The organism is Brevundimonas sp. TWP3-1-2b1 (assembly GCF_049896165.1).
GTDB classification, from domain to species: domain Bacteria; phylum Pseudomonadota; class Alphaproteobacteria; order Caulobacterales; family Caulobacteraceae; genus Brevundimonas; species Brevundimonas subvibrioides_B.
In genome coordinates this window covers 43,018-65,967 of the sequence record NZ_JAFCTT010000019.1, presented here as the reverse complement: position 1 = coordinate 65,967, position 22,950 = coordinate 43,018, and the positions used below count along the sequence as shown (strand labels likewise).

General features: G+C 61.9%; 18 protein-coding genes and 1 pseudogene. 1 reads left to right on the top strand and 18 read right to left on the bottom strand.

Going from position 1 to position 22,950, the window contains the following annotated elements; genetic code table 11:
- Positions 1 to 119: 119 nt before the first annotated feature.
- Positions 120 to 1,004, top strand: a pseudogene (locus ACP7AB_RS15510) (IS110 family transposase); the annotation flags it as partial.
- A 126-nt stretch (positions 1,005 to 1,130) separates the two neighbouring features.
- Here ACP7AB_RS15510 and ACP7AB_RS15505 read toward each other — a convergent pair.
- The 18 genes from ACP7AB_RS15505 to ACP7AB_RS15420 all read right to left on the bottom strand — a co-directional run bounded on the left by ACP7AB_RS15505 (position 1,131) and on the right by ACP7AB_RS15420 (position 22,913).
- Entirely contained in the window at positions 1,131 to 2,198 is a 1,068-nt protein-coding gene (locus ACP7AB_RS15505; protein ID WP_425992873.1) for a class I SAM-dependent methyltransferase, read from the bottom strand.
- A 30-nt stretch (positions 2,199 to 2,228) separates the two neighbouring features.
- Positions 2,229 to 3,659, bottom strand: a complete 1,431-nt coding sequence (locus ACP7AB_RS15500; RefSeq protein ID WP_426046184.1) for an oligosaccharide flippase family protein — start codon at positions 3,657 to 3,659, stop codon at positions 2,229 to 2,231.
- 157 nt (positions 3,660 to 3,816) lie between these two features.
- The gene (locus ACP7AB_RS15495) at positions 3,817 to 5,028 is read right to left on the bottom strand and encodes a Coenzyme F420 hydrogenase/dehydrogenase, beta subunit C-terminal domain (RefSeq protein WP_425992872.1); all 1,212 of its coding nucleotides are present in this window, start codon (positions 5,026 to 5,028) and stop codon (positions 3,817 to 3,819) included.
- The gene (locus ACP7AB_RS15490) at positions 5,021 to 6,181 is read right to left on the bottom strand and encodes a polysaccharide pyruvyl transferase family protein (RefSeq protein WP_425992870.1); all 1,161 of its coding nucleotides are present in this window, start codon (positions 6,179 to 6,181) and stop codon (positions 5,021 to 5,023) included. The genes ACP7AB_RS15495 and ACP7AB_RS15490 overlap by 8 nt, the downstream gene beginning before the upstream one ends.
- Positions 6,182 to 6,185: 4 nt before the next feature.
- Positions 6,186 to 7,442, bottom strand: coding sequence for an oligosaccharide flippase family protein (locus ACP7AB_RS15485; protein WP_425992868.1), 1,257 nt, complete (start codon positions 7,440 to 7,442; stop codon positions 6,186 to 6,188).
- Positions 7,435 to 8,493, bottom strand: coding sequence for a glycosyltransferase family 2 protein (locus ACP7AB_RS15480; RefSeq protein WP_425992866.1), 1,059 nt, complete (start codon positions 8,491 to 8,493; stop codon positions 7,435 to 7,437). The genes ACP7AB_RS15485 and ACP7AB_RS15480 overlap by 8 nt, the downstream gene beginning before the upstream one ends.
- Complete coding sequence (locus ACP7AB_RS15475; protein WP_425992864.1) at positions 8,490 to 9,707, bottom strand: glycosyltransferase; 1,218 nt, start codon at positions 9,705 to 9,707, stop codon at positions 8,490 to 8,492. Before ACP7AB_RS15475 ends, ACP7AB_RS15480 begins: the two co-directional genes overlap by 4 nt.
- Before the next feature lie 44 nt (positions 9,708 to 9,751).
- The gene (locus ACP7AB_RS15470) at positions 9,752 to 10,903 is read right to left on the bottom strand and encodes a glycosyltransferase family 4 protein (protein WP_425992862.1); all 1,152 of its coding nucleotides are present in this window, start codon (positions 10,901 to 10,903) and stop codon (positions 9,752 to 9,754) included.
- Positions 10,879 to 11,751, bottom strand: coding sequence for a hypothetical protein (locus ACP7AB_RS15465; protein ID WP_425992861.1), 873 nt, complete (start codon positions 11,749 to 11,751; stop codon positions 10,879 to 10,881). The genes ACP7AB_RS15470 and ACP7AB_RS15465 overlap by 25 nt, the downstream gene beginning before the upstream one ends.
- A 9-nt stretch (positions 11,752 to 11,760) precedes the next feature.
- Positions 11,761 to 12,843, bottom strand: coding sequence for a Gfo/Idh/MocA family protein (locus ACP7AB_RS15460; protein ID WP_425992859.1), 1,083 nt, complete (start codon positions 12,841 to 12,843; stop codon positions 11,761 to 11,763).
- On the bottom strand, positions 12,843 to 14,003 hold the full coding sequence (locus ACP7AB_RS15455) for a DUF1972 domain-containing protein (RefSeq protein ID WP_425992857.1): 1,161 nt from the start codon (positions 14,001 to 14,003) through the stop codon (positions 12,843 to 12,845). The genes ACP7AB_RS15460 and ACP7AB_RS15455 overlap by 1 nt, the downstream gene beginning before the upstream one ends.
- Entirely contained in the window at positions 13,996 to 14,865 is an 870-nt protein-coding gene (gene rfbA / locus ACP7AB_RS15450) for a glucose-1-phosphate thymidylyltransferase RfbA (protein ID WP_425992855.1), read from the bottom strand. The genes ACP7AB_RS15455 and rfbA overlap by 8 nt, the downstream gene beginning before the upstream one ends.
- A complete protein-coding gene (rfbD, locus tag ACP7AB_RS15445; protein ID WP_425992853.1) occupies positions 14,862 to 15,776 on the bottom strand; it encodes a dTDP-4-dehydrorhamnose reductase in 915 nt (304 codons plus the stop codon). The genes rfbA and rfbD overlap by 4 nt, the downstream gene beginning before the upstream one ends.
- The gene (gene rfbB / locus ACP7AB_RS15440) at positions 15,769 to 16,827 is read right to left on the bottom strand and encodes a dTDP-glucose 4,6-dehydratase (protein WP_425992851.1); all 1,059 of its coding nucleotides are present in this window, start codon (positions 16,825 to 16,827) and stop codon (positions 15,769 to 15,771) included. Before rfbB ends, rfbD begins: the two co-directional genes overlap by 8 nt.
- Positions 16,824 to 17,429, bottom strand: coding sequence for a dTDP-4-dehydrorhamnose 3,5-epimerase (rfbC, locus tag ACP7AB_RS15435; protein WP_425992849.1), 606 nt, complete (start codon positions 17,427 to 17,429; stop codon positions 16,824 to 16,826). The genes rfbB and rfbC overlap by 4 nt, the downstream gene beginning before the upstream one ends.
- A 500-nt stretch (positions 17,430 to 17,929) precedes the next feature.
- Positions 17,930 to 19,045, bottom strand: coding sequence for a cell wall hydrolase (locus ACP7AB_RS15430; RefSeq protein WP_425992847.1), 1,116 nt, complete (start codon positions 19,043 to 19,045; stop codon positions 17,930 to 17,932).
- Positions 19,046 to 19,298: 253 nt separating this feature from the next.
- Positions 19,299 to 20,558 (bottom strand): O-antigen ligase family protein, encoded by a 1,260-nt coding sequence (locus ACP7AB_RS15425; protein WP_425992845.1) that lies wholly within the window; start codon positions 20,556 to 20,558, stop codon positions 19,299 to 19,301.
- A 114-nt stretch (positions 20,559 to 20,672) separates the two neighbouring features.
- On the bottom strand, positions 20,673 to 22,913 hold the full coding sequence (locus tag ACP7AB_RS15420; protein ID WP_425992877.1) for a GumC family protein: 2,241 nt from the start codon (positions 22,911 to 22,913) through the stop codon (positions 20,673 to 20,675).
- Between the last annotated feature and the right edge of the window lie 37 nt (positions 22,914 to 22,950).

Genomic DNA, 22,950 nt, shown 5'->3' with positions numbered 1-22,950 from the left:
CATCCCGAACTCGCCGCCTGACATCCGCCAAGCAGCCATCGTTAGACATCAGGAATGAGGGGTCCTTATTCGACGCCGATCACCCCGCTAACGGGGTCCCTTTTCCACGCCGATCCACAGTCGTGGCGATGGAGGCCTGCTGCGGCGCGCATCACATGGGCCGCACTCTGGCACGGCAAGGTCATACGGTACGGTTGATGTCGCCGGAATATGTCCGTCCCTTCGTCAAGGCGCAGAAGAACGACGACCGGGATGCCGAGGCGATCGCGGAAGCGTCAACCAGGCCGACCATGCGGTTCGTCGAGTTGAAGTCTGAAGAGCAGCTCGACATGCAGACGCTGCATCGCATCCGCGACCAGCTCGTCGGGGACCGCACCTCACTAATGAATCAGATCAGCAGCCTTCTTCTCGAGCGGGGTCACATCGTGCCTCAAGGTCGGGCAAAGCTGGCTGTCCGGCTAGGTGAGATGCTGGACGACAGCGCACCGGTGCTCGGCCCACGCATCCATCGGATCGTGAGCGACATGCGCCTGCGCTGGACCGCCCTCGACGAACGGATTGGAGAGCTTGACGCCGAGTTTGAAGATGCGGCCCGGACGGATGCACGGACACGGAGGTTGCTGACCATCCCCGGCATAGGAGCGCTCAATGCAACCGCGCAGGTGGCCGCTGTCGGTGATGCCCGAACCTTTGGCCGTGGTCGCGATCTTGCCGCTTGGCTCGGTCTGGTTCCGCGGCAGGCGACGACCGGCGGCAAGCCACGGCTGCTTGGCATCACCAAGCGCGGTAGCCGCTATCTGCGAAAGAACCTGATCCTGGGCGCTCGGGCATCACTGCCCGTAATGAGCAAAAGCGACACGCGACTTGGTGCCTGGCTGCGCGGTTTGCTGTCGCGCTCCCATTCCAACACAGTCGTCGTGGCGCTGGCCGCGAAGATGGCGAGGATCGTCTGGGCACTGCTGCGTCATGAACGCGACTACGATCCGATCGCCAATGCGGCGTAAACAAGATCGGCCGATGCACCATGCACCCGCCTGGATGATGTCTGCGGGAGGTGAGTGAAAGATGTCGACGCAAAAGCTGTTTAGGCAAGTCCGGTAACTCCCGCGCCAATCGGAGACAATACGCTTTTACAGGAAGTCTCGCTTGTCATTCAAATAGGGACATTTGAACGCAATCACAATGAACATTTCCGCATGATTAGGCCAGCGTCTGCCTATCTGATCGATGTATTTAGCAACTCTAACGTTCGTTATTCTTTCATTCGTTATCTTACGGAGGGCAGTTGGTGCCGCAATATTTTCCTGCACTCGGCTCTCCCTGACGATAAATTCGCCAACATTAGGGTGCTTCAAAAACTGGATGTTTTTAAATCCAGCCATAGAAAGCCTCTGTTGCAGAATATGCATACTCGGAAGGACCAAGTGCCGTGGGGCTTCAAGTCCGCGCCAATGTTCCCGGAATATCTGGAGCCCAAAGGCTTTTGGGTTAGGCATGGCCATCCACAAACGTCCACCTGGCTTAAGTATCCGAAAACACTCCTCGATTGATTCTATAGGGTAGTGAAGATGTTCAAATACGTGGTGAAGTGTAATTTGATTAAACGTGTTATCTTCTAGATTTGTATTCGGAAGACTAGATTCGCGAACATTTTCAACTGCATAAAATGTGGAATCCAATGCGGCAGTGTCTGGCTCGAGTCCAGTCGCATGGTATCCGAGACTGTTCGCCAGACGCAAGAACTCTCCAGAGCCAGATCCAATATCGAGAACAGTGTCATTAGCCGATCGTGGCGCGGGTAAATGACGCACTTCCAAATCCGCTGACAATCTCCGGTTTGGAAGATAGAAATATAACAGTCCAAATAACGCCTCTATCAGGCTACACGCATAACCAAACCTTCTACTTAGGTAACCTTTTTTGGCTAGTCGGTTAACCGCACTGCCGATCCCATTGAATTTTTGAACTAAATCACCATGCGTATAGTAGCTGACGTAAGCCCGCATGATGGTCGATGCAGTAGGTCTCGGATTTAGGTACAGACTCGAACATTCGACGCATTTTTCAAATGACCACGCCTGGCTGTTTGAGCCAAAAGACCAATCCTTGATTTCTGAAAATGGTCTCATCCTCACCGGCGAGCAGCACATGGGGCACTCTGTCACGTGCTCCAAATCGATTTCCGTCCAAAATGACATAATCGAAGATCCTACTGCGAAATCTCGCGTTTATGAACGAGACCAAGTTAGGCGGACGGCGCGGGATGCAACGTCCCTCAACGCAGGCTCGAACAGCGCTGCGTACAGCACTGTGAGTGCAATCGAAAGGGCGGATCCCAGCACGTACAAGGGAATGCCCGCGGGCAACAATGCTGCCGCCAGAAAGCTTCCAAAAACCAAGAGACCCATCGGTGCGGCCGCAGTGAGCGCATGACGATGAGAGCCGGAGAGACGAAAGAGTAGAAGGGCATCGATAGAAACCCGAGCCGTCCAAGCTCCGGCTGCTCCTAGCAACCCGAAGGAGGACACGGACAACCAGAGAACGGCGATGAATGGCGCGAGCTCAAGAAGATGGCATTGGGCCACGAGGCTCTGCTTCCCTTGGGCTTGGAGCAGTGAAAACGGAATAATCGCCAGCGCATTTATCCATACTCCTACCACTATTAAGCCAACTATAAGCCCGTAATCTACGGGCATTGCCCTGCCAAGCCAGTAAGACAGAAGGGGCTGGGCGACAATAATCATAGGACAACAAATAAACGCCATGACAGCTGCCATGGGACCTATTGTTCGTTCTGCGAGAACAGTCGAATCCTCGTGCTTTAGATGAGATAGCCTAGGGAACAGAACCCGCGAAACCGCCATTGGCAATATTGTTAGCTTTGCTGCGATGTTAAAAGGAATTGCATACTGCGCAACAGCAGCCGGCCCAAGCAGTCGCGCAATAACAAGCTGATCGGCGCTTACAAGGATAGGTCCGACTACGTTAGAAATTGTTATGGACCTCCCGTACCCTAGCAAAGACGTCAAAATTTTGAATTCAAATTTTGCTGACATAACTTCGAAGCGGGAGATGCAAATTGATAGTAACCAAACAAAAGAAGCGATTCTGGCAATGCATGCTGCTGCGATAGCGACCCCTACTGAAGGGCTAAAAATAATAACAGCAATCAGCGGCAAAATCTGCATTAAAACGCCACTGGTAGTGTTTTGCAAGTTTAACTGGAAATAGCTCTCTTCAGCCTCCAGAATGGCGATCAGGACGCCACCTGATGTTACGATAGGACAAATTAGTCCAATCCATCCAAGCGAAGGTGCAATTTCTCGCAGTAGATCAGGGCTTCGCGCGTATAGTGCGCCAAACAGACTGGGAAGTAGCAGAAACATCGCTAAGCCTAAGGCCGCACCGATCGCCAAAGATGCTAGGAACGCAGTGATAATCGTCGAACGAAATTTTCCCCGGTCATCAGTTCTTATTTGCGACAAACGATTTGTCGCCGCACGCGCTATTCCCAGGTCGAGAAATCCTACGTAACCAATGATCAGCCAGAATAAGGTTAAAACGCCGTAACGTTCGAGGCCGATCGACGACAGATAGATAGGAACAGTTACGATCGTAACAGCGATGGGCAAGACACTACCTACGAGCCCATAAAACATACCCCTCACTAGGGACTTCCGGGGCATCATGGGGATAGCGTCCTACGCTGTTTCGACTGGAGAAATGTAAAAGGCATTTGTCATGAAGACATATATGGCTAGTGGATGGGGCCGACATAGGGGTTAAGCTTAACTGCCTGTTCCAGACGCGGTGCCTTCAGTGAAGATCTCCATGCGGGATGCGCCGGTAGGTTCCCACCATGTTGCGCAGAAGCCAGAGCGGCGATCTGCGAAGAGTCAAGCCCCATAGGCCGAGTCCGTTGAACCGTGGAACTGTGCGGCCCTTGAGCAAGAGGGCGGCCAAACGGGAAAGAACCGCACGTTTGCGCTCGTACTGATAGGGTTGCATTCCCCTTAGCTCAGCCGCCTCAAGAGGGTTCAAGGCCAACACGCCGCGAGCTGATGCGGCGGCGATTAGAGCCTGCCCCCGCTCTGTTCGGCCCACCACAAGACTTCGACCATCCACCTCGGTGAAGTCGGGATAGCCGTCCTTGCCATACCAAGCGTCGGCGCAGACCACATCGGCGAACTCTCCGGTACCGTCCGGGCAGATCTTGCAACGAAACTGAAGGTGACGGTTCAGGATGGCGCCCCAAGATGAATTGTAATCCATCGAGGCGTCGGTCCCGTCGTGGCGTATGGCGCGCGCCAAGCCGGGCCATCCGCGCCCGCGATAGGTGAACTCCTTCACGTCGGAATGCTCGACCCCAAGCGCATCAAGCACGGCAAGTGCGCCCTTGCGGCTTGGGACGCCGGCGCAAAAGAACGACAGCATGATGGGGACCTGCACATCGATACGAGGATCGCGCAACGCCATTCGACGAAGGGCGGCGACGTCGCAAGGGCGACCCACGAAGGCGAAGCGGCGTTCGCCGGCAAGGTGAGTTTCGATGTCGACAAGGGGAAAAGACGGACTATAGCGCGATCCCGCCGAGGCGATGATCGAAGACCGATCCCTACTGGCACTGGTCTCGTTGCCGATCGGGTCCTCAGTACTGGCGTGGGTTTGCAGCACGAAATCCACGGCACCAGTTTCGACCAAGTGGATGGCCAGCGCGGAAATCACGCCACCGGATGAGCCCTTGTATCGAACCTCTGGGTCCTTTGAATAGCCGGTCTGGAGCGACAGGATCGGGCCCCAGGTCGCATCATAGGGCCGCCCGGCGGCCTCCTGATCGAGGCCGTATCCGGAACAAACCTTGGCTAGGACCACGTCGTCTCCCGCCTCTGGAGCAGAGACCCTTGCAGGGCGAAGATAACCCGATGAGTCCATCTTCATGCTCAGCCTGTCCGGCCCCAGCGCAGAGGCGCAAGCACCGCATCCCTGACATAGCCCGCCCCGGACGATGCGGTTCAAAAGGTCAGCCATGCGCGGCCTCCGCGATCAGCGGGACGAGGGCGTCCTCGTAACGGGCGAGTTTGCTGTTTGCGATCTCCATTGCCGTGACGATTTCGGCGGCGGCTTGGGCGCGCTCGGCAATGGCCGTATCGATCATGGCCAGTGCGCTTTCGTTCGTCGAGGCGCGGCCATCCACGAAGCGGCTATACTTCAGCGACTGGAACAGGCCGTTAAACTTGCGACTATAGGCGATCGGCACGACAGGCACACCCGAAGAGAAGGCCGCGATACAGGCGTGCATCCGCGCACCGGTAAAGACATCGAGGCCGCTGATGAAGGACTTGGCTTCGACGGAGGATTTGAACGCTGGGGCCAGTTTCGCGGCGGAGAATTCGGCATGGATCAGTCGATTGATCGCAGCATCATCATCGACGTGGCCATCCTCACTTAGGACGTGGGGCACCAGCCAGACCTCGACATCGTCGCGCGCGGTCAGTTTGACCAGCAGGGCGCGGACGAAGCCCGGATAGTCGATGGTCATCTGGAACCGTTCTGCCGCTCGGTACATCAGCCCCGAGACGTTGACGCCGACGCCGATCCTGTCACCCGCGATGCGCTCTGCCCGGACAAAGGGCAGGCAGAAAGCCACGTCGATCGCCTCATCGATGCGGTCACGAACACCGAGGTCGTGCAGGGCCTCGGTCGACAGGTGATCGCGCGCAAAGGTCAGGCGCGCCTGGCCGATCACATGCCGGGCCAGGGCCCGCGACCAGGATTTGTTGAAGGGGCCAATGGTCTGGGGGGACAGGACCAGCGGGCGGCCGCCGCGCATTGCAATGAGCTTGCTGCCGGACTGGGCCAGACACCGTTTCCAGCCATAGATGTCGGTGAAACTGTCACCTTCGGACGTGTCGAAAACAATGTTGCAGCGGTTGAGATCGTCGAAGAATGAGCCGCGTCCAAGCAGCATCTGCCGGGTGCCCGGGCTACCGCCCTGCCTAATGCCGGGCAAATCCGGCGCACGCGGACCGGGTGTACCTAGCAAGACGAATTCGGGCGTTACTCCGGCTCGTGCACAGGCGGCCCTGAGAATGGCGATATTCGCCCGGGTCAGGGCGTCAACGCCCAGATTGGGATGATCCAGCGTTTGCCAGAGGAGACCGATCGTGATGTTGCGGGTCATACGTTCAATTCCCCAGAACCGGGCCGCAGTCCCGGGCGGCGGTGCCTAGCCGACCGCGCGCCACAAGCAGGCGGGCAAGGCAAAAGGATATCAGGGTGGCGAGCGCACCTGCGCTCATGATCCAAGGGACCGACACCAGTCCAAACCTCGGAGAGCCCAGGGTCAGGCCCACGACGACGACCAGCAGGGCCGCGACCTGACCCGCGACGCGCACCAGCGGCAGACCACGCGCTGACAAGGCGGCCCCGAGGGATGCGGCCATGTACCGGATGACGAGAAAAACCGAAAAACCCAGCCAGAGCGCGTTCACCGCACCATACTCGGGGCCGAGCAGAAACGTGGTGATGAGTGGCCCACCTAACCAGAACATTAGGCCGAGCACGGCTCCGGCCGCCGTGAATTCGATCATCATGCGACGCTCACCGCTGGTGACGCCCGCGGTCTCTGCAGCGACCTTGGCAAGGCGCGGGATATGAACGGCGGCGAGGATTGTAACCAGACCAAGCGCCGCTTGGATGAAGCGCCCACCGGCCTGATAGATACCGGCCGCCTGAAGGCCGAAAATAGCCGGGACGAGGAAACCATCGATCTGACCCGTCAGAAAGCCAAGCCCGCTGTCGGCGGCCCAACTCCAAGCCCCCCGAAGCGAGGTCCAGACCTCGCGCGGGGAAACAAACCGCAGGCTGTGGTCAGTAAACAGCCGTTCTGCACCGATCACGGCGACACCGGTATACAGCAGACGCGAGGCGACGAAGCCGATGGCCAGCAGAAGCAGGTCGCCATGGCCCAGCGATATCCATCCGATGAGCACCAGATGGACGCCCGAGGTCCAGATCGTCATCCAGGTCTCGTCCGAATAGCGGCCGACGGCCCGATAGGCGGTCAGGGCAAGGTCTCCGATCGTCCCGATCAGCACCGCAGCGCCGAGAAGGCCCGACGCCAGTCGGTTGACCGGCTCGCCCGGCACGAAGAACAGGATCGCGGCCCCGCCGACCCCGACCGCCACGGTCAGATAGGCTTTGACGCCTAGGCTGGCGTTCAGAATGGCTCCACCGCCGTCAGGGTCAGCCCCGATGTCGCGCAGGGTCTTGGAGGCGAAGCCGAAATCGGTCAGCAGCGAGGCTAGGGTGGCGTAGGCGAAGACCGTGGCGACGAGGCCGTAGGCCGAGGGCCCCAGCCCCCGAGCCATCAGCACGAAGACCAGCAGGCCGGCCCCCATCCGGATGAGGACCGACGCCGTCATGTAGAGCCGGTCACCCATGGGGGACCGGCTTTTGAGATGAGGCGAACGAGATAGGCCCCACGCGCCGCCGCCCGCACAGAAAGTCGCCGACCGCGAGGGCAGAGGCGTTGAGAGCGGGGGTGTCGCGGTTGCTAAAATCGAGAAAAGCCTCACGCGCAATCCGGGCGAAGGCGACCGGCAGCAGGGCGGGGTGATACCGTTGATAGAACCTCAGCAGATTGACCCGCAAGTAGTAAACACTGGTCGGGCTGGAGCGTCCGCGCGAACTCGTTCCGATCGAACCGCCCTCCTTGTGGTAAACCACCGACTGCGGAGCCCAGCCCAGACCCTCGCCGGGTGCCAGCCTTCGGGACAGGTCGATCTCTTCAAAGTAGAGGAAATAGTCTTCGCAAAGGCCGCCTGTTCTCGCCATGACCTCCCGCCGCGTCAGCAGGCTGGCACCGACGACATAGGCCATTTGCAGCTCGACCTCAGCCTGCCCTGGCAGTGATGTTGCCGAGACACCCAGCCCAATGGGCCGGCCCAGGGCGCGCCCCAGATCAAAGGCTGAACCCAAGGCTTGGACTGTCCCGGGATCGTCGTAGAACAAAAGCGTCGATCCACAAACGGCGACAGCCGTATCCTGCATACGAGCCAACAAGGCTAGGAGCGCCTGAGGATCGACCACCGTGTCATTGTTCAGCAACCAGATGTAGGCGCACCCTTCATCCGCAAGGGCAAGGCGTATTCCCGCATTGTTGCCGCCCGCGAAACCCAGGTTCGCACCGGTATCGAGAATGGTAATGACAGGCGGCGGGCCCGCCTGAACACTGTCACCAGTCGTCAACAGCCGGAACGTCGGCTGTCTGAGACGCCGAGGGCCCATGTGTGCCATCCTTTGAGACCAGTCAGCGGCGGGCGCGGGACCTTGGGCCCAAGCGACGATCTTATCGATCGAGCCGTCCGTAGAGCCGTTGTCACAGACGGTGACTGCGAAGTCGCCTTGAAGCCTGAGTAGCGATTCGAGGCACTCGATGGTGTCCGTTGCGCCGTTCCAGTTCACCATTACGATGTGGGTTCGAACCGTCATCGAGGTCCACCTGATGATCGGGTGCCCCGATTGGCGACATCGGCAAGGATCGTGGATAGCTTTCTGGCCCCCACTGCGCCGAACCGCTCACGCGCTTCGCGGCGCGCGCTGTCGAGCGTGAACGGAAATGCAGCCTGCCGGACCATCGCCGCGGCGAAGCCTTCCGGGTCAGGCTGCAGGTCAAAGCAATCCTGGGTATCGGCGTCCATACCCTTCGCCGCGAACGGGGTCATTACCAGCGGTGAGTCGGAAAACAACATCTCGATGCTTTTGGTGTTTAGACCGCTACCTTCCAGGATTGGGTTGACCAGAACCCTGCCCTCGGCGCGAACGGCCGCCGCGTCCACTGGATTGGCCTGCCAGACGACATTTTCGGCCAGGGATAGGACCGCCTGCAAGTCTGCGGCCGGGTTCGACCCGGCAATCATCAGGACGAAGTCCGGAGCCTGGAGCCGGACATGCGGCATGACATCATCCACCAGCCAGCGAACCGCCGTGACATTGTTTGGAGACCATAGATTGCCGACGTATACTGCGTCGTATCGCCTCGCCGTCCAGGGGATCGTCCCCCGCCGAGCATGCTGCAACCCTGGCAAGAAAGTCGGGACCCATTCGACCCTCTCGACGCCGTGGCCGCGCCAAAACGGGAGCGCGTCTCTGGATATCTCCAGAACACCATCCGCCCCTCTCAGGGCTTTAATTTCGTAGGTCTTGAGATGAAGCCGCGCCGCACCGACCGAGAGACGCTGGCGCCACGACGACGCTAGGCGATACTGGATCGCCATATACTCGTGCTCGACATTGTGTGAACGTATCAGTAGCGGAACTGCCAGGGCGTCTGCGATTTTGCGCGCAAAGGTTGCCGTGTATACTGTGTCAGCGACGATTAACTGGGGCCCGAACTCACGCGCTTCGGAGATGATCCCGTCCAGTTTCCGCTTCGCGAGATGTAGTGCTGTGGTAATCGATGGTTGGTGCGTCAGCCGTAAGAGCCTTCCCGCCAGCCCCGCAGGACCACGCGGCTCTTCGAGCACACGAACCCAGTCAAATACGCGACTGAAATTTTTCGCTGCTTTCGCGGCCGCATCCCGCGGCTCGTCGCTCCAGCAAATCAATCCGACCGACCAGCCCTCTCTCGAAAGGCCATCGCAACGGTTCCAGGTATCAACTCGACCTCCATGCGTGCTTGGCCACGGCGGCTCGGGAGCCACCACCAGAATGCGTCCGGCTCTCGAGGAAAAGGCGCCCGCCGATTTTATCACGACAGGGGACCTGCCCGAACACGCAAGGGTTGGGCACGAATGGCGTTGGCCAGACTTTCCGCACTCTTCGTCCATGAGAAAGCTTTCGCATGGCCCAAACGCGCCGCCTGCGATGGAGCCTTCACCGGCCTCCCACCGAAATGTTCAGATATTCTGCGAGCCAAAACGGCCTCCGCATCGGGCGTCTCCGGGTCGAAATACTCCGGAAGGTCTCCGCCAACCTCGGGCATGGCGGTACGGTTCGAAGAAAGGGTCGGCACCCCGAACAGAACCGCGTCTAGAAGCGGCAGTCCGAAGCCTTCCGCCGCGCTGGGATAAACAAACAGCGCCGCGTTCGCATATAGCGCCGCTAGCGCCGCTTCTTGGACGCTCTCGATATAGATTACCCCGGGCGCGCCGAGCGGAGGACTGTAGCCAGGCTCAGCCTTACCGACGACAATCAGTTCCACGCCCTGAGGCCCAGCCCGCGAGAAAGCGCGAACCAGAAGGTCGATATTCTTGCGCCTCTCCAGCCGCCCAACTGCTAGTATATAGGGAGGCCGGGCCGGTGCGGGATATTCCTGAAAGTATAGGTCCTCGTCAAACGATGGCCCATTGAGCACCACGGTCAATTTTTTACGCACAAAAGGCGCGATTCGCAACACACTGTCAGCGGTGTATTGACTGACGACTACGACCCGGCGAGCCCAAATCATCGAAAGCATGAACAGTATGGCGCTTCGAACGACGAATACTGCTCTAAACAAGCGTGCATGCGTGATCGGAAGGACGTCGTGTATTACGACCCAGCTGTTCCGTGACCAAGGCGCACAGATGTATTGGTAGATCAGGGCGTCTAGGTCATCGCGACAAGCGATCCGAGGCAGGTCTAATGCCAGTCGGCGCATCGCCCCGGCGACCGGCAGGGAACCGTGCCGGATGCGAGGGCACGGATCAGGCCTGGACTCGCAGTACAAGGTGACGTCGATGTCGGCATGGTCCCGCGCCAAAGCTTGAGCTAGGCGGATGATTACGGTTCGGGAGCCTTGGAACCGACCGTCGAGCACATGCGCGTCGAAGCCGACCTTGGGGTTCGACGCAGACGTTCTATTGCGGCCAACCGAGGCCTGGCGGGACTGAGCGGTCAATTCGCGGTCTCGGCCCAGCATTTGTCGACCAGCGCCTTGGTGCCGCGAATGTTGGCTCGACTGGATGCCCCAAACACGATCGACTCGATGTTGGGCTGCGCGCATACCCACTCGATCGCCTCATCTGCTGGCAGCGCGCCTGAGGCGAACACCGACATCGCGATCGCGCGGAACTTCCGGTTTTGAAGCGCATCGAGATAGCTCTGCTGACCGCCGCTGACGCGGAAGCCGATCTTGTTGATGTTGGAGCAGACTATTGGGTTTTCGACGCCGACGGAGTCCAGCGCATCCAGCAGACGGGGCATGTTCATGGTGATGAAGCCAGGCTCGGCGTCGTACCGCTTCTTCACGTGGTCGGCAAAGATGCGGAAGGCGTCGTTCACGCCAAGGCCGAGGATCAGATCCACCACGATGTTCTGTAGGAAGATGACGGGCGTCTTCAGCCCCTTGAACATCTTCATTTCTGCGTCGATCAGAAGAGTGGCGACGCCCTCAACATCCTTATTGGCCAAGGACATCCCGCCACGCAGGACGGCGTTGAACAACCCGTCGTCAGGCAGGAACTTCTGTACCGCGCCAAGCATGCCCTCCTCGGTGACCGCGTTTGCATATTTGTGCGCATAGGGCATGCACGGGTATAAGGCAAAATCCTCGTAGCGCTTCGGATCCGCCCGGATGCGGTCGCACACCTCGGCGATGCGATCGTGCGTCGTGCACATGAAGGTTCGCACGCCTTCGTCATAAGCCGCGTCCAACACCGACATGATCGCGTCGACGTTTTGGAAGCGCATCGCTTGGGTGCGCGCCTTCTCCTCGGACATGTGGTTTACGCCGAAGAACTGATTGTCGCCGAACAGCAGCTTGTCCATTGGTCGTTCCTAGAGCTTGAAGAAGTTGCGGCGGGCGAGCTTTTCGGTCGCGACCGGAGTTGCGGTTCCCGTGCGCGGGCCAGCCAGATCGTCTGCGATTAGCATGCCGATCACCCGGTCCGTCTGGGCGGCGCTGGCGAAGGAGTTTTCACCAACGATGCGGTCACGGACGGCTCCGACGAAGTGGTCTAGCTGCGCCGAGTATTCCTCGCCGCGCAGGTAGAACCAGACGTTCTCCGTCAGTTCGGTGATGTAGCGGACGGTCCAGCCTTGGCCGTACTCCGTTAGCTTCGGATCGGCGGCGCGCAGATAGACTTGGATCTCCTGGCGATCGACGAAGATCCGGCCTTTCGCACCCCAGAACGTGAGGCGGGTGGTCATCTTGCGGTGCGAGTCGTCGGACCAGTTAACCGACAGTTGGGCGCTCATGCCTTGTGGGAAATAGAGGGTCGAATATACCTCGTCATCGGTGTCTGCAGAGAAGATCTTGTTAAGGCGGGTGCCACCGACCGCCTCAGGCTCGCCGAAGTACCAGTTGAGCAGGTTGATCGGATGAGCTGCATAGTCATAGAGGCAGCCGCCGCCGGATTTGCGCTGAGTGCGCCACGTGGATCCCTTAGGCTTCAGCACCACGGGGCCATAGGCTTCTGCCAGCACATGGCTAATCTTGCCGATCACAAAGTGGCGCAGAAGGCGCCGCGCCTCTAGGAAGGTTCCGACGAACCGGTAGTGATAGCCAACCTGATTGGTCAGATTCTTCGACGCGGCCAAGGCAGCTAGCTCGTATGACTCCTGCGGGCTGAGCGTGAACGGCTTCTCGCAGAAGACCGCTATACCCTTCTCGAGGCAGGCCCGGACCATGTCTACGTGAGAGGCGGACGGCGTCGCCAGTATGATTCCGTCAATCTCCACTTCGGCCAGCAGCTTCTTGAAGTCCGTGTAGGTCTTTAGGCCAGTGTATTTCGACAGACCGTCCAGCAGGTAGCCGACCGTGTCGCAGACAGCGACCAAGTCGACTTCGGGGTGCGCCCGAATGATGGACAGGTGGGAGATTCCCATCTTGCCCAGCCCCACGACAGCGATACGCACCATCAAATTTCTCCGTTGTCTTGCTTGGGGTTGCGCGGCACGAACCGCCTCAGAATGGTTTCGTAGATCTGGGCGACGTGATCCCAAGTGAACTCCTCGGCGAACCGGCGGCGGGCGGCCGCGCTCATGGCCTCAAGCCGGTCGGGCGAGGCGAGTACCTCTTCGATGCTCCGGGACAGTTCGGATTGATCCGCGAAGTAGACAGCGGCGTCTTGGGCGACCCAGCGATTGTAGGGATTGTCGTGGGCGAAGACCGGGTTGCCGGCCGCCAGGGCCTCTACGAGCGAAGGATTGGTTCCTCCAACCGTGTGGCCGTGGAAATACCCCAGCGCATGGTAGCGAAGGACGGCGACACGATCGCCGTAGATGGGCCCGACGAAGCGCACTTCCTCGCTCGCCGCCGCGAGGATGGCCGCGTGATACGCGTCAGCCGCACCGTCATAGTGGCCCAGGATAACTAGTTGCCGTCCCCGCGGCTTCGACGAGAAGGCCTGAACGATCTCGATGATGGAGTTCTCCGGAATGGGACGGGCGATCAGCGTGAAGTAGGTGCCGGGTTGGAGCCCCAGGGCCGTGACAGGGTCAGTAGAGAGAGGCGAAAGGATCGGCTCCGCTCCGTAGGTTGCTGTGGTGATTTTGCGGGCCGACGCACGCGTTAGCAGGTACTCGTGGATCACTGGATGGTCGGCGATCAGGTGATTTCCGAAGGCGGCGGCGAACCGCTCGTTAACATACAGGATGGCCTGACGCAGAAACCCCCAACGTTTCCTGGACCATTCGATCCCGTCCATGTTGATGACATTGGGTATGCCCTTGAGACGCTGCAGGAAGTTGAAAACGCCGGTGTTGTAGCCGAACGTCAGGCAGACATCTCGATGACGAGAAGCATGGACGATCGAGATCCAGTCGAATTTCGCCGTGCCGAGCCAGCCCTTGTCCTCGACCCCGATATTGACGCGCTCAATGCCTTCCCAAGTGTCGTAGTATACCGTCCCGTTCGGACCGGTCTGACAATAGACTATAACTCGCCAGTTCTGGCGGACGAGGTATTTCGCGATATGTTCGGCGGCTGTCTCAAAGCCCCCGTAGTTTCCGGGCACGCCGTGCGTGCCAAGGATACGAACAACAGGTCTCGTGTTGCAGTCCTGTACAACGTCAATCATTCAGCACCATCTTGCGCAGATACCGGCCGTAGTCGCTCTTGCCGAGCGCGGTGACGATCGTCTCCATCTGGGCCGTGTCGATGAAGCCCTGATCGAAGGCGATCTCTTCAGGGCAGGCGATCTTGAAGCCCTGGCGTCGTTCCAGGGTCCGCACGAACTCGGCGGCCTCCAGCAGGCTGTCGGGCGTTCCGGTGTCCAGCCAGGCGAAGCCCCGGCCCATGATCTCGACCGACAACTGGCCGCGGTTCAGGTATTCGCGATTGACGTCGGTGATCTCAAGCTCGCCGCGCAGCGAGGGCTTGAGGTTGGCGGCAATGTCCACGACCTGCTCGTCGTAGAAATACAGCCCCGTCAACGCCCATGGCGACTTGGGAACGGGCGGCTTCTCCTCGATCGACAGGGCGCGCATTTCGGAGTCGAACTCGACCACGCCGTAACGCTCCGGGTCGTTGACATGATAGGCGAAGACCGTCGCCCCGTCGGGCCGCGCCATCGCGCTCTTGAATAGATCATTGATGCCATGGCCGTAGAAGATGTTGTCGCCCAGGATCAACGACGACGGTCCACCGGCCACGAAATCGGCGCCGATGATATAGGCCTGGGCCAGACCCTCGGGGCTCGGCTGGACAGCATACTGGATGTCCATGCCCCACTTGGAGCCGTCGCCCAGAAGCGCCTGGAACGAGGGTGTGTCGCGCGGGGTGGAGATGATCAGCACCTCGCGGATGCCGGCCAGCATCAGGGTCGATAGCGGATAGTAGATCATCGGCTTGTCGTAGATCGGCATCAGTTGTTTGGAAGTGACTAGCGTCATCGGATGCAGGCGCGTGCCCGATCCGCCGGCGAGAATGATACCCTTCACGCGCGTGTCTCCTGATGCAGTTCGGCGACAATTCCGGCCACGGCATCCTGCCAGGGCCGAGGGATGATTCCGTAGTCGCGGGTGATCTTGAACGTCGACAGTCGCGAGTTCGCCGGGCGCCGGGCCGGGGTCGGATACTCGGCCGTCGTGATGCCCTCGACCTGGGCTTCCGGGCCGCCCCGTGCCTTGCTGAGAGCGAAGACTTCGCGGGCCAGCCCGGCCCAACTAGTCGAGCCCGCGTTGACGAAATGATAGACACCAGTCGGCGCATCCGGGTCGGCGATCATCCTCAGCGCGATGGCCGACAGCGCCTGGGCGATGTCCTTGGCGGAGGTCGGACAGCCCGTCTGATCGTTGACGACGCGCACGGCGGGCCGGTCGGCGGCGAACCGCAGCATGGTCCTGAGGAAGTTGGCGCGGTGCGGGCTCAGCACCCACGCGGTCCGCAGCACCACCGAGCGCGGATTGCCGGTTCTCACCGCGACCTCGCCCGCCAGCTTGGAGGCGCCATAGACGCTGAGCGGCGCGACCGGATCACTCTCGGCGTAGTCTTGCTCGCCGGACCCGTCGAAGACGTAGTCGGTAGAAACTTGGACTAGAGGAATGCCGGCCGCCCGCGTGACCTCGGCCAGGACCGCCGGGCCCATGGCGTTAGCGGCGAAGGCGGCCGCGACCTCGGTCTCGGCCTTGTCCACGGCGGTATAGGCGCCGGAGTTGATCACGGCCTTGAACGGTGTCGCGGCGAACAGGGACCGCACCGCGTCTGCGTCGCCCAGGTCCAGCTCCGCCCGGGTCGGCATGTGCAGACGCACGTCATGCGGCCAGCCGAGGCGAGCCAGTTCGAGACCGACCTGCCCGGCTCCGCCGGTGACCAGGATGTCGATGACGCCTTCAGCCGCGGAATCAGCCATTGGCGACGCCGAGCCGCTCGGTCTTGTAGCGGCCGTCGAGAATGGCCTGCCACCAGGCGCGGTTCTCCAGATACCAGCGCACCGTCTGATGGATGCCCTCGTCGAAGGTCACCGAGGGGGTCCAGCCGAGCTCGTCGCGGATCTTGGTCGCGTCGATGGCGTAGCGGGCGTCGTGGCCCGGGCGGTCGGTGACGAAGGTGATCTGGTCGGCGTAGGGCTTGCCGTCGGAACGCGGCTGGAGGCTGTCCAGCGTCGCGCAGATCGCCTTGACCACGTCGATGTTCTTTTTCTCGGCGTTGCCGCCGACATTGTAGGTCTGGCCCGGCCGACCGCGCTCGAACACGGCCTGCAACGCGCGGGCGTGGTCGTCGACGAACAGCCAGTCACGCACGTTCGACCCATCGCCATAGATCGGCAGAGGCTCGCCGTTCAGGGCCCGGATGATGATCAACGGGATCAGCTTCTCGGGGAAATGATAGGGCCCATAGTTGTTCGAGCAGTTGGTCATCACCACCGGCAGCCCATAGGTGTGGCCCCAAGCGCTGACCAGATGATCCGACGCCGCCTTGGACGCCGAATAGGGCGAGCGGGGATCGTAGGGCGTGGTCTCGCTGAACAGCCCTGTCTCGCCCAGCGAGCCGAAGACCTCGTCCGTCGAGATGTGGTGGAAGCGGAAGGCACCCTTCCCTGCCTCGTCCAGCCCGCGCCAGTAGCCCAGCGCCTGTTGTAACATGTTGAAGGTGCCGACGACGTTGGTCTGGACGAACTCTCCCGGTCCGTCGATCGAGCGGTCGACGTGGCTCTCTGCCGCAAGGTGAGCGATCGCGTCGGGCCTGAAGTCGGCGAGCGCAGCCGCGACCGCCGCCGGATCGCAGATGTCGGATTGGACGAAGCGGTAGCGGTTGCTGGTCGAGGCCGGCTCCAGCGAGCTCAGCAGACCCGCATAGGTCAGCTTGTCGAACACCAGCACCTCGTGCTCCGTCTCGCGGATGAGGCGACGAACCAGGGCCGAACCGATGAAGCCGGCACCGCCGGTGACGAGGATTCTCATACCGGGTCTCCCAGCTTTGCCAGCGGGCGGCCATCGTAGGCAAACGGGCTGTCGAACGCGACGAGCCGGGGAAGCTGGCGATCCTTGTCGGACAGCACCGCCCCGTCCGCAGGCAGGGGCCAGTGTATGCCAATGTCCGGGTCATTCCAGATCACGCCGCCGTCAGATGCGGGTGCGTAAACATCGGAGCATTTGTAGGCGATCTCGGTATCGCGCTGCAGCGTTACGAAGCCGTGGGCGAACCCGACCGGAATAAAGAGTTGATATCCGTTGTCAGCGCTGAGTTCGGCTGAGACCCATCGGCCATAGGTCGGCGATCCGGCCCGCACATCGACGACAAAGTCCATGATCGCGCCGCGCAGGCACCTCACCAGTTTGGCCTGGCCATTGGGCGGCGTCTGAAAATGCAGTCCGCGCACGGTGCCCAAGGCTGCAGAATAGGAGTGATTGTCCTGAACGAAATCGACGTCGATCCCTTGGGTGGCAGCGCGCGCCGCCGACCAGGTCTCCATGAACCAGCCCCGCGCGTCCCCGAACCGGCGCGGGGCGAGTAGAATTACCCCGGCATGATCCCCTGCCAGATCATTATATGGCGCGCCCACTACAGAATCCCCCTCGATCCTCAACTATAGGCAGTCGAGCTTTGCTAGACGAGCGAATTGCTGCGGCGTGCTAAGAAGTCTCCTCAGGTTGTGGCTTTCGCGTGACGCAAACCATCGCGACGGATAGTAATACTGAGGCGGAAAGGCGTTTAGAACATGGTCGACACGCTCTCATTCTCGGACACAGCTCGCGCAGAACAAGCGCTCCCGGGTTCTTATCGGGTCACCCGGCACCACACGCGTGGACGTTATCAGCGGAAACTCCTACCCCCGATCCCCGTCGGCTCGCTTGATGATGAACCCGGCGGTTGTGTGCGCGGTAGGTGAAGCCTTCCGCAGTCGCCACGGCATTCAATACAGCAAGGCTATTCGTATGTAGCAACCTACCGGTCTGAAGGTTGATCGACTCGCATGGCCCAAGCGGGCGCTCAGACGCCAGCGGAGACCAACCATGAGCCCTCCCTTTGGTGGAACGGCGGCTCGAAGCGCAAGCGGCCGCCCTAGTCGCGCGGGACTGCGATCCGCGACCGGCGGGGTGCGGCAGAGGCGGTTGGGGGAGCCAGAGGGTTGGCGAGGATCGCGGGCGGAGGCGGCGGGGCGGAAGCCACGACGGGCGGAGCGGGCTCAAGGTCGGGATCCGGCACCGCTGTCACGAGAGCGGCCGGCGGCGCCGGGATCTCGACCGGGAGCGGTGGACGCAGGTCAAAAGTCTCCACCCCGATTTCGACCAGCGGTGGTGGCGGCTCGTCCAGAGGCGTAGCGAGTGCGGCGAGGTTGCCGATCACGGGCTCTTCCCCGGAATGGACGCCGGTGAAGGCGGGCGGAAGTCCCCAGCCGCCTGTCCAGCGATAAAAGATGTGGGTGCCGATCTGGCGGAGCTTGACCAATCGCTCGGCCCAATAGGGCGCGACCCAGTCCGTGTGGTAGTGGGTGGCCATTCCGACCTCCGCCGCGACCAGACCATTCAGCGCCGCACCGGCGGCGGCGCGCGCGCGCTGCCATCCGGCGACCGAAGGCGTTCGGGTCAGGGCCCCGTCGCAGGTGAAGCTGAACTGGCAGCCCGTTGTCCGTTCCTGTCCCTGGAAGACGACGCCGCAGACGGTCTTGGGGAAAGCCGGATGGCGCATCCTGTTGATCACCACCTGGGCCACGGCCGCCTGGCCGGGCCCGGTCTCCGACGCCGCCTCATAGTAGACGGCGGCCGTCAGGCAATCGAGAGCGCGGCTGTAGTCCACCAAGTCGTCGGCCGGCATGATGAAGGGCCGGGCGGCTTGGACCGGCAGGTTCGAGAAGGGAAGCGCGGCGTTGAAGGCGCGCGCCTCGTCCATGGTGATCGGCCGGATCGCTTCAGGCGCGAGGCTGAAGTCGGTGAGGGCCGGTCCCTGCATCAGCGGGACGGCGTCGGGCTCCCCGCCTGTCGCCTGGGCCAGGGCGATTTCGGCCAGCCGCGCCTGGACCAGGACCGCGCTGCACGCGCCGAGAAGGAACACGATGGACAGTATGCAGACGACGACAGGCGTCCAGTGGGTGTGAGTGATCGCTTCCAGTAACAGGGCGAGACGGCGCTGACTCGTCGGCCGGTACACCGCGATGAGGGTGTCAGGGTTGGCGCTCACGAGACGTCTCCCCTCAAGCGGAGCGCACGGTTCAGGAACGTCCGATCGCGCTGGGCGAGGGATCGTTCCTGTGTCACGTCAGAAGACTGAAGGCGACAGCCAGGATGGCCGCGACCGCGCCAAGACTGATGAGCAAGAGCGGCGGCCGACGCGGCGTCGGCGGCGGACCGGGAGGCCAGCGCGCATTCGAACGATCGTTCCGCATGGGCATCGCAAAGCGCCTTCTGGCAAGGGGTGAAGGGAAGCAGCATCCTTACCCCCTCCCCTGCCCGAAGGCGAACTGAATCCCCAGGAGAAAGGCCCAGAAGGCCGCGATCGACGGCACCTGGACGGCGTAGTCGGTTAGGCCATGGATGAGGATGACCCCGTTGGCGCAGATTAATCCGTGCTGCAGCGTCCGACCGCGGCCCGAGGCGGAGCGGAAGATGGCCGTCAGAACGACGAAGGCGACCAGGGCGAACATCGGGATGGCCCCGACCAGGCCCGCCTCCTGCAACCACTGCAGATAAAGATTATGTGTCGCTCGGATCGCCCAGAGGGCGGTGGCGGTCTCCGAGGTCATGATCTGAAGATTGATCGGATCAAAGGACCCAAGGCCGTAACCGAACAGCGGCGAAGCCAGAAAGGCCTCCCAATGGGCGGCGAAGATCTGCCCACGGATATCGACATCGACGTCGAGTCCGCCGACGCGGGTCCAAAGTAGGGTGTTGCCGCCAGCGAGCAGGACCGCAGCCAGCGCCACCAGCACGACACCCGCGACGGCGATCGACAGACGGCCCTTCTTCTCCGAGGCCAACTCCCACAACAACAGGGCCCCGACGGAAACCAGGGTGGCGACCACCCCCATGCGGGAGGCGGTGAGGATCAGGCAGACGGCGGAGAGGGCCAGACAGGCGAATGGCGCGGAGAGGCCGGGAATCCTTTCGGAGACGCTGGGTCCGGGCTGACGGCGCCACGCACGGAGGAAGAGGGCGAGGCCAAGGACCGTCAGGACACCGAACACGGTCGCTCCGCTGTTGAAGCTGAGGAAGCCGCCCGACAGCCGCCCTCCCCCTTGGGCGATCTGGGCCCCGCTCAGGAAGGTGACAAGGGAGATGGCCGAGTAGACACCGCCGGCCCAGACCAGACCCTCGAACGTCGCGGCGGCCCGGTCGCGGCGGATCCCCTGCAGTGCCCCGGCCAGAAAAGCGGCGGCCAGGCCGAGTAGCTTAGCGATCTCGAGCAGGGTCGCGCTTCTGTCGACAGTGAGGGCACCGGGACCGATCCCGGCCCAGGCCCAAATCGGGTGGGGGCCGTCCGAAGTCCAGGGCGTCAGGGTCCAGAGGCCAACGCTGATCACAATCGCGAAGAGGCTGACGAGCGGCAGGACTGGGCCCAGATCATGCAGGCCGGTCCGGAGCGGAGAGGCCAGGACGCCGCACAGGCCGAGGGCGAGGACCGCCGTCAGCCACAGGGCGGCGGCGGGCTGGTTGGCTCCGAAGGTCAGGTGGGCCAGGAACAGAATAACCGGCACAGCGACCAGGCCTAGCCGTGTCAAGGGAGCGAGCGAACGCCGTGGCTTGCTTTCCGGTCCGAAGCCGGACGAGGCCCGCCGACGGCGGCCTGAGGTCGCCGAAGCTGTCATCGATCAGGCCGCGTAGTATTTCTTGTATTCGCCATAATAGTAGCCGGCGTCGCCGTATCCATAGCGAGCCTGGGCCTTCATATCGACCTGGGTCAAGGCGATGCCCGCCACATGGGCGCCGGACTGCTCGAGCACCCGTAGCGCGGCGCCGATCGCCTTCTCGGGGGTCTTGCGCCAGCGAGCTAGGAAGACAACCGCGTCGGACTTGGCGGCGACCAGACGTGTGTCGGACACGGCCAGTACGGGAGCTGTGTCTAGGATGACCAGGTCGAACTGGCCGCGCAGATGGGCCAGCAGCGCGTCCATCGAGGCAGTGCCGAACACATCCTTGGGGGTGAAGCTGTTCTTGGCCAGGGGCAGGATCCTCGCGCCGGAGACCTCGTCGGTCAGGGTCGCCTGTTCAAGACTGGCCGTCCGGTTCAGAACCTCGACCATGCCCACCTCAGGCTCCACACCCAGCAGACGATTGACGTTGCGCCGGCGCAGGTCGCAGTCGACCAGGATCACCCGCATGCCCGACTGGGCCGCAGCGCGGGCCAGGCAAAGCGCCGTGGTCGTCTTGCCCTCGCCCGGCAGGGCGGACGTCAGGGTGATGACCTGAACCGTATGGCCGATGCGCGAGAACAGGATCGAGGCCCGCATGGCCCGCACCGCCTCGGCAAAACTGGAGAGCGGTTTCTTGACAATATAGTCGGCCGGGAGGTCATCCCGGTCATGCGGATCGGCGACCGAGGACAGCAGCGGCACGGAACCGAGGTGCGGCAGGTTGAACTTGTGCTCGATATCCTCGCCGGTGATCACGCCGGTGTCGAGCATTATGGCCAGGACCATGGCCGCGAACCCTGCGCCGATGGCCAGGACGAGACCGAGGGCCAGGTTGAGCGGAACATTGGGTGAGCTCGCCGCGGTCGGGATGGCGGCCGGCGACACGATCCGCGCATCGGATTCCTCGATGCCTTCCGACGCCGTCGTCTCTTTGAAGCGATCGAGGAAGCTCTGGTAGAGGGTGCGGACGGATTCCGCATTGCGCGAGAGCTCGTTCAGACGAACCCCGGCCGCGTTGTTGGCGGCCAGGGTGCCCCGCGCGCTGCCGAGGCTTCCAGCCATTGAACCGGTCCGCTCGCGCGCGACCTGGACCTGAGCTTCCAGGTTGGAGATGATTCGACGGATCTCGGCCTGGATCTGAGTGTCGATGTCGGCCAGCTCGCGCTCTGCGCGTAGCATATCGGGGTGGCGCGGGCCGTAGCGGCTGTTCAGATCTGCGACCCGGCCCGAGACCTCGGCGCGTTGGGCCCGCAGGGTCTGGACCACCTGAGACCCCAGGGCTTCACCCACGTCCTCGCCATTGGAGCCCGCCGCCAGCTGGGACCGTGCGGTGCGCAGGCGTGCCTCGGCCTCGGCCTGTGTGGCCCGCACCGTGGCGAGTTGCTGGTTGTAGGCCGAGATCTCCTGCTCGGTCAGGGTCGCGCCCGAGGCGCTCAGCAGGTTGTTGGCGGTGCGGTATTGTTCGACCGCCGCCTCGGCTCCCTGGACCTCGGTCCGGAGCTCGCCCAGCCGCGTGTTGAGCCAGGTGTTGGCCTGACGGGTGGCGTCAAACTTGGCCTCCAGCTGCTCGAGCAGATAGCGTTCGGCGAAGGTGTTGGCGATGCGCGAGGCCTTGACCGGGTCCTTCGACGTGAAGCCGACGTTCATCACATAGGTGAGGCCGGCGCGACGCACCGAGAGGCGCTTCAGCACGGCGCTGACCACCTTTTCCTTCTCACGCTGCGCCTGGACCGCCGTGAGACGATCACGCGCCGCATCGGGTGCGGCAGCTCCGAACAACTGGCCGATACCCCCAACCACGGCTTCGAGGGGTCCAGGGGCGGCGAGCGCAAAGTTGAACTCCGGGTCCTCCTGAAGGTCCAGCGTCTCGACCACTCGCTGGGCCAGCTGGCGGGACTTCAGGATTTCAATCTCGGTGTCCACCACGGAGGTCTCGGCCGACAGGCCTGACAAAACCGCGGTGGCGTCAATGACGGTCTCCGTACGCGTGTTGATCGTCAGGCTGGAGGTCGCTGCATAGAGCGGAGTGGCGCGCACGGTGACGATCACGGCGATCACCAGGACCGTCAGGGCCACGCCGAGGAACAGCGGCAGCCTGCGCCGAAACAGGGCGATCAGGCGATTGAGGTCGACGCCTTCGGTCCCGTCCCCGTCGCGCGTCGCGGGGCGTTCGCCCTGGTCGGGACGGAAATCGGGCATCTGGTTCATGAGGTTCTTACGCGCACTTGGAGAGGCA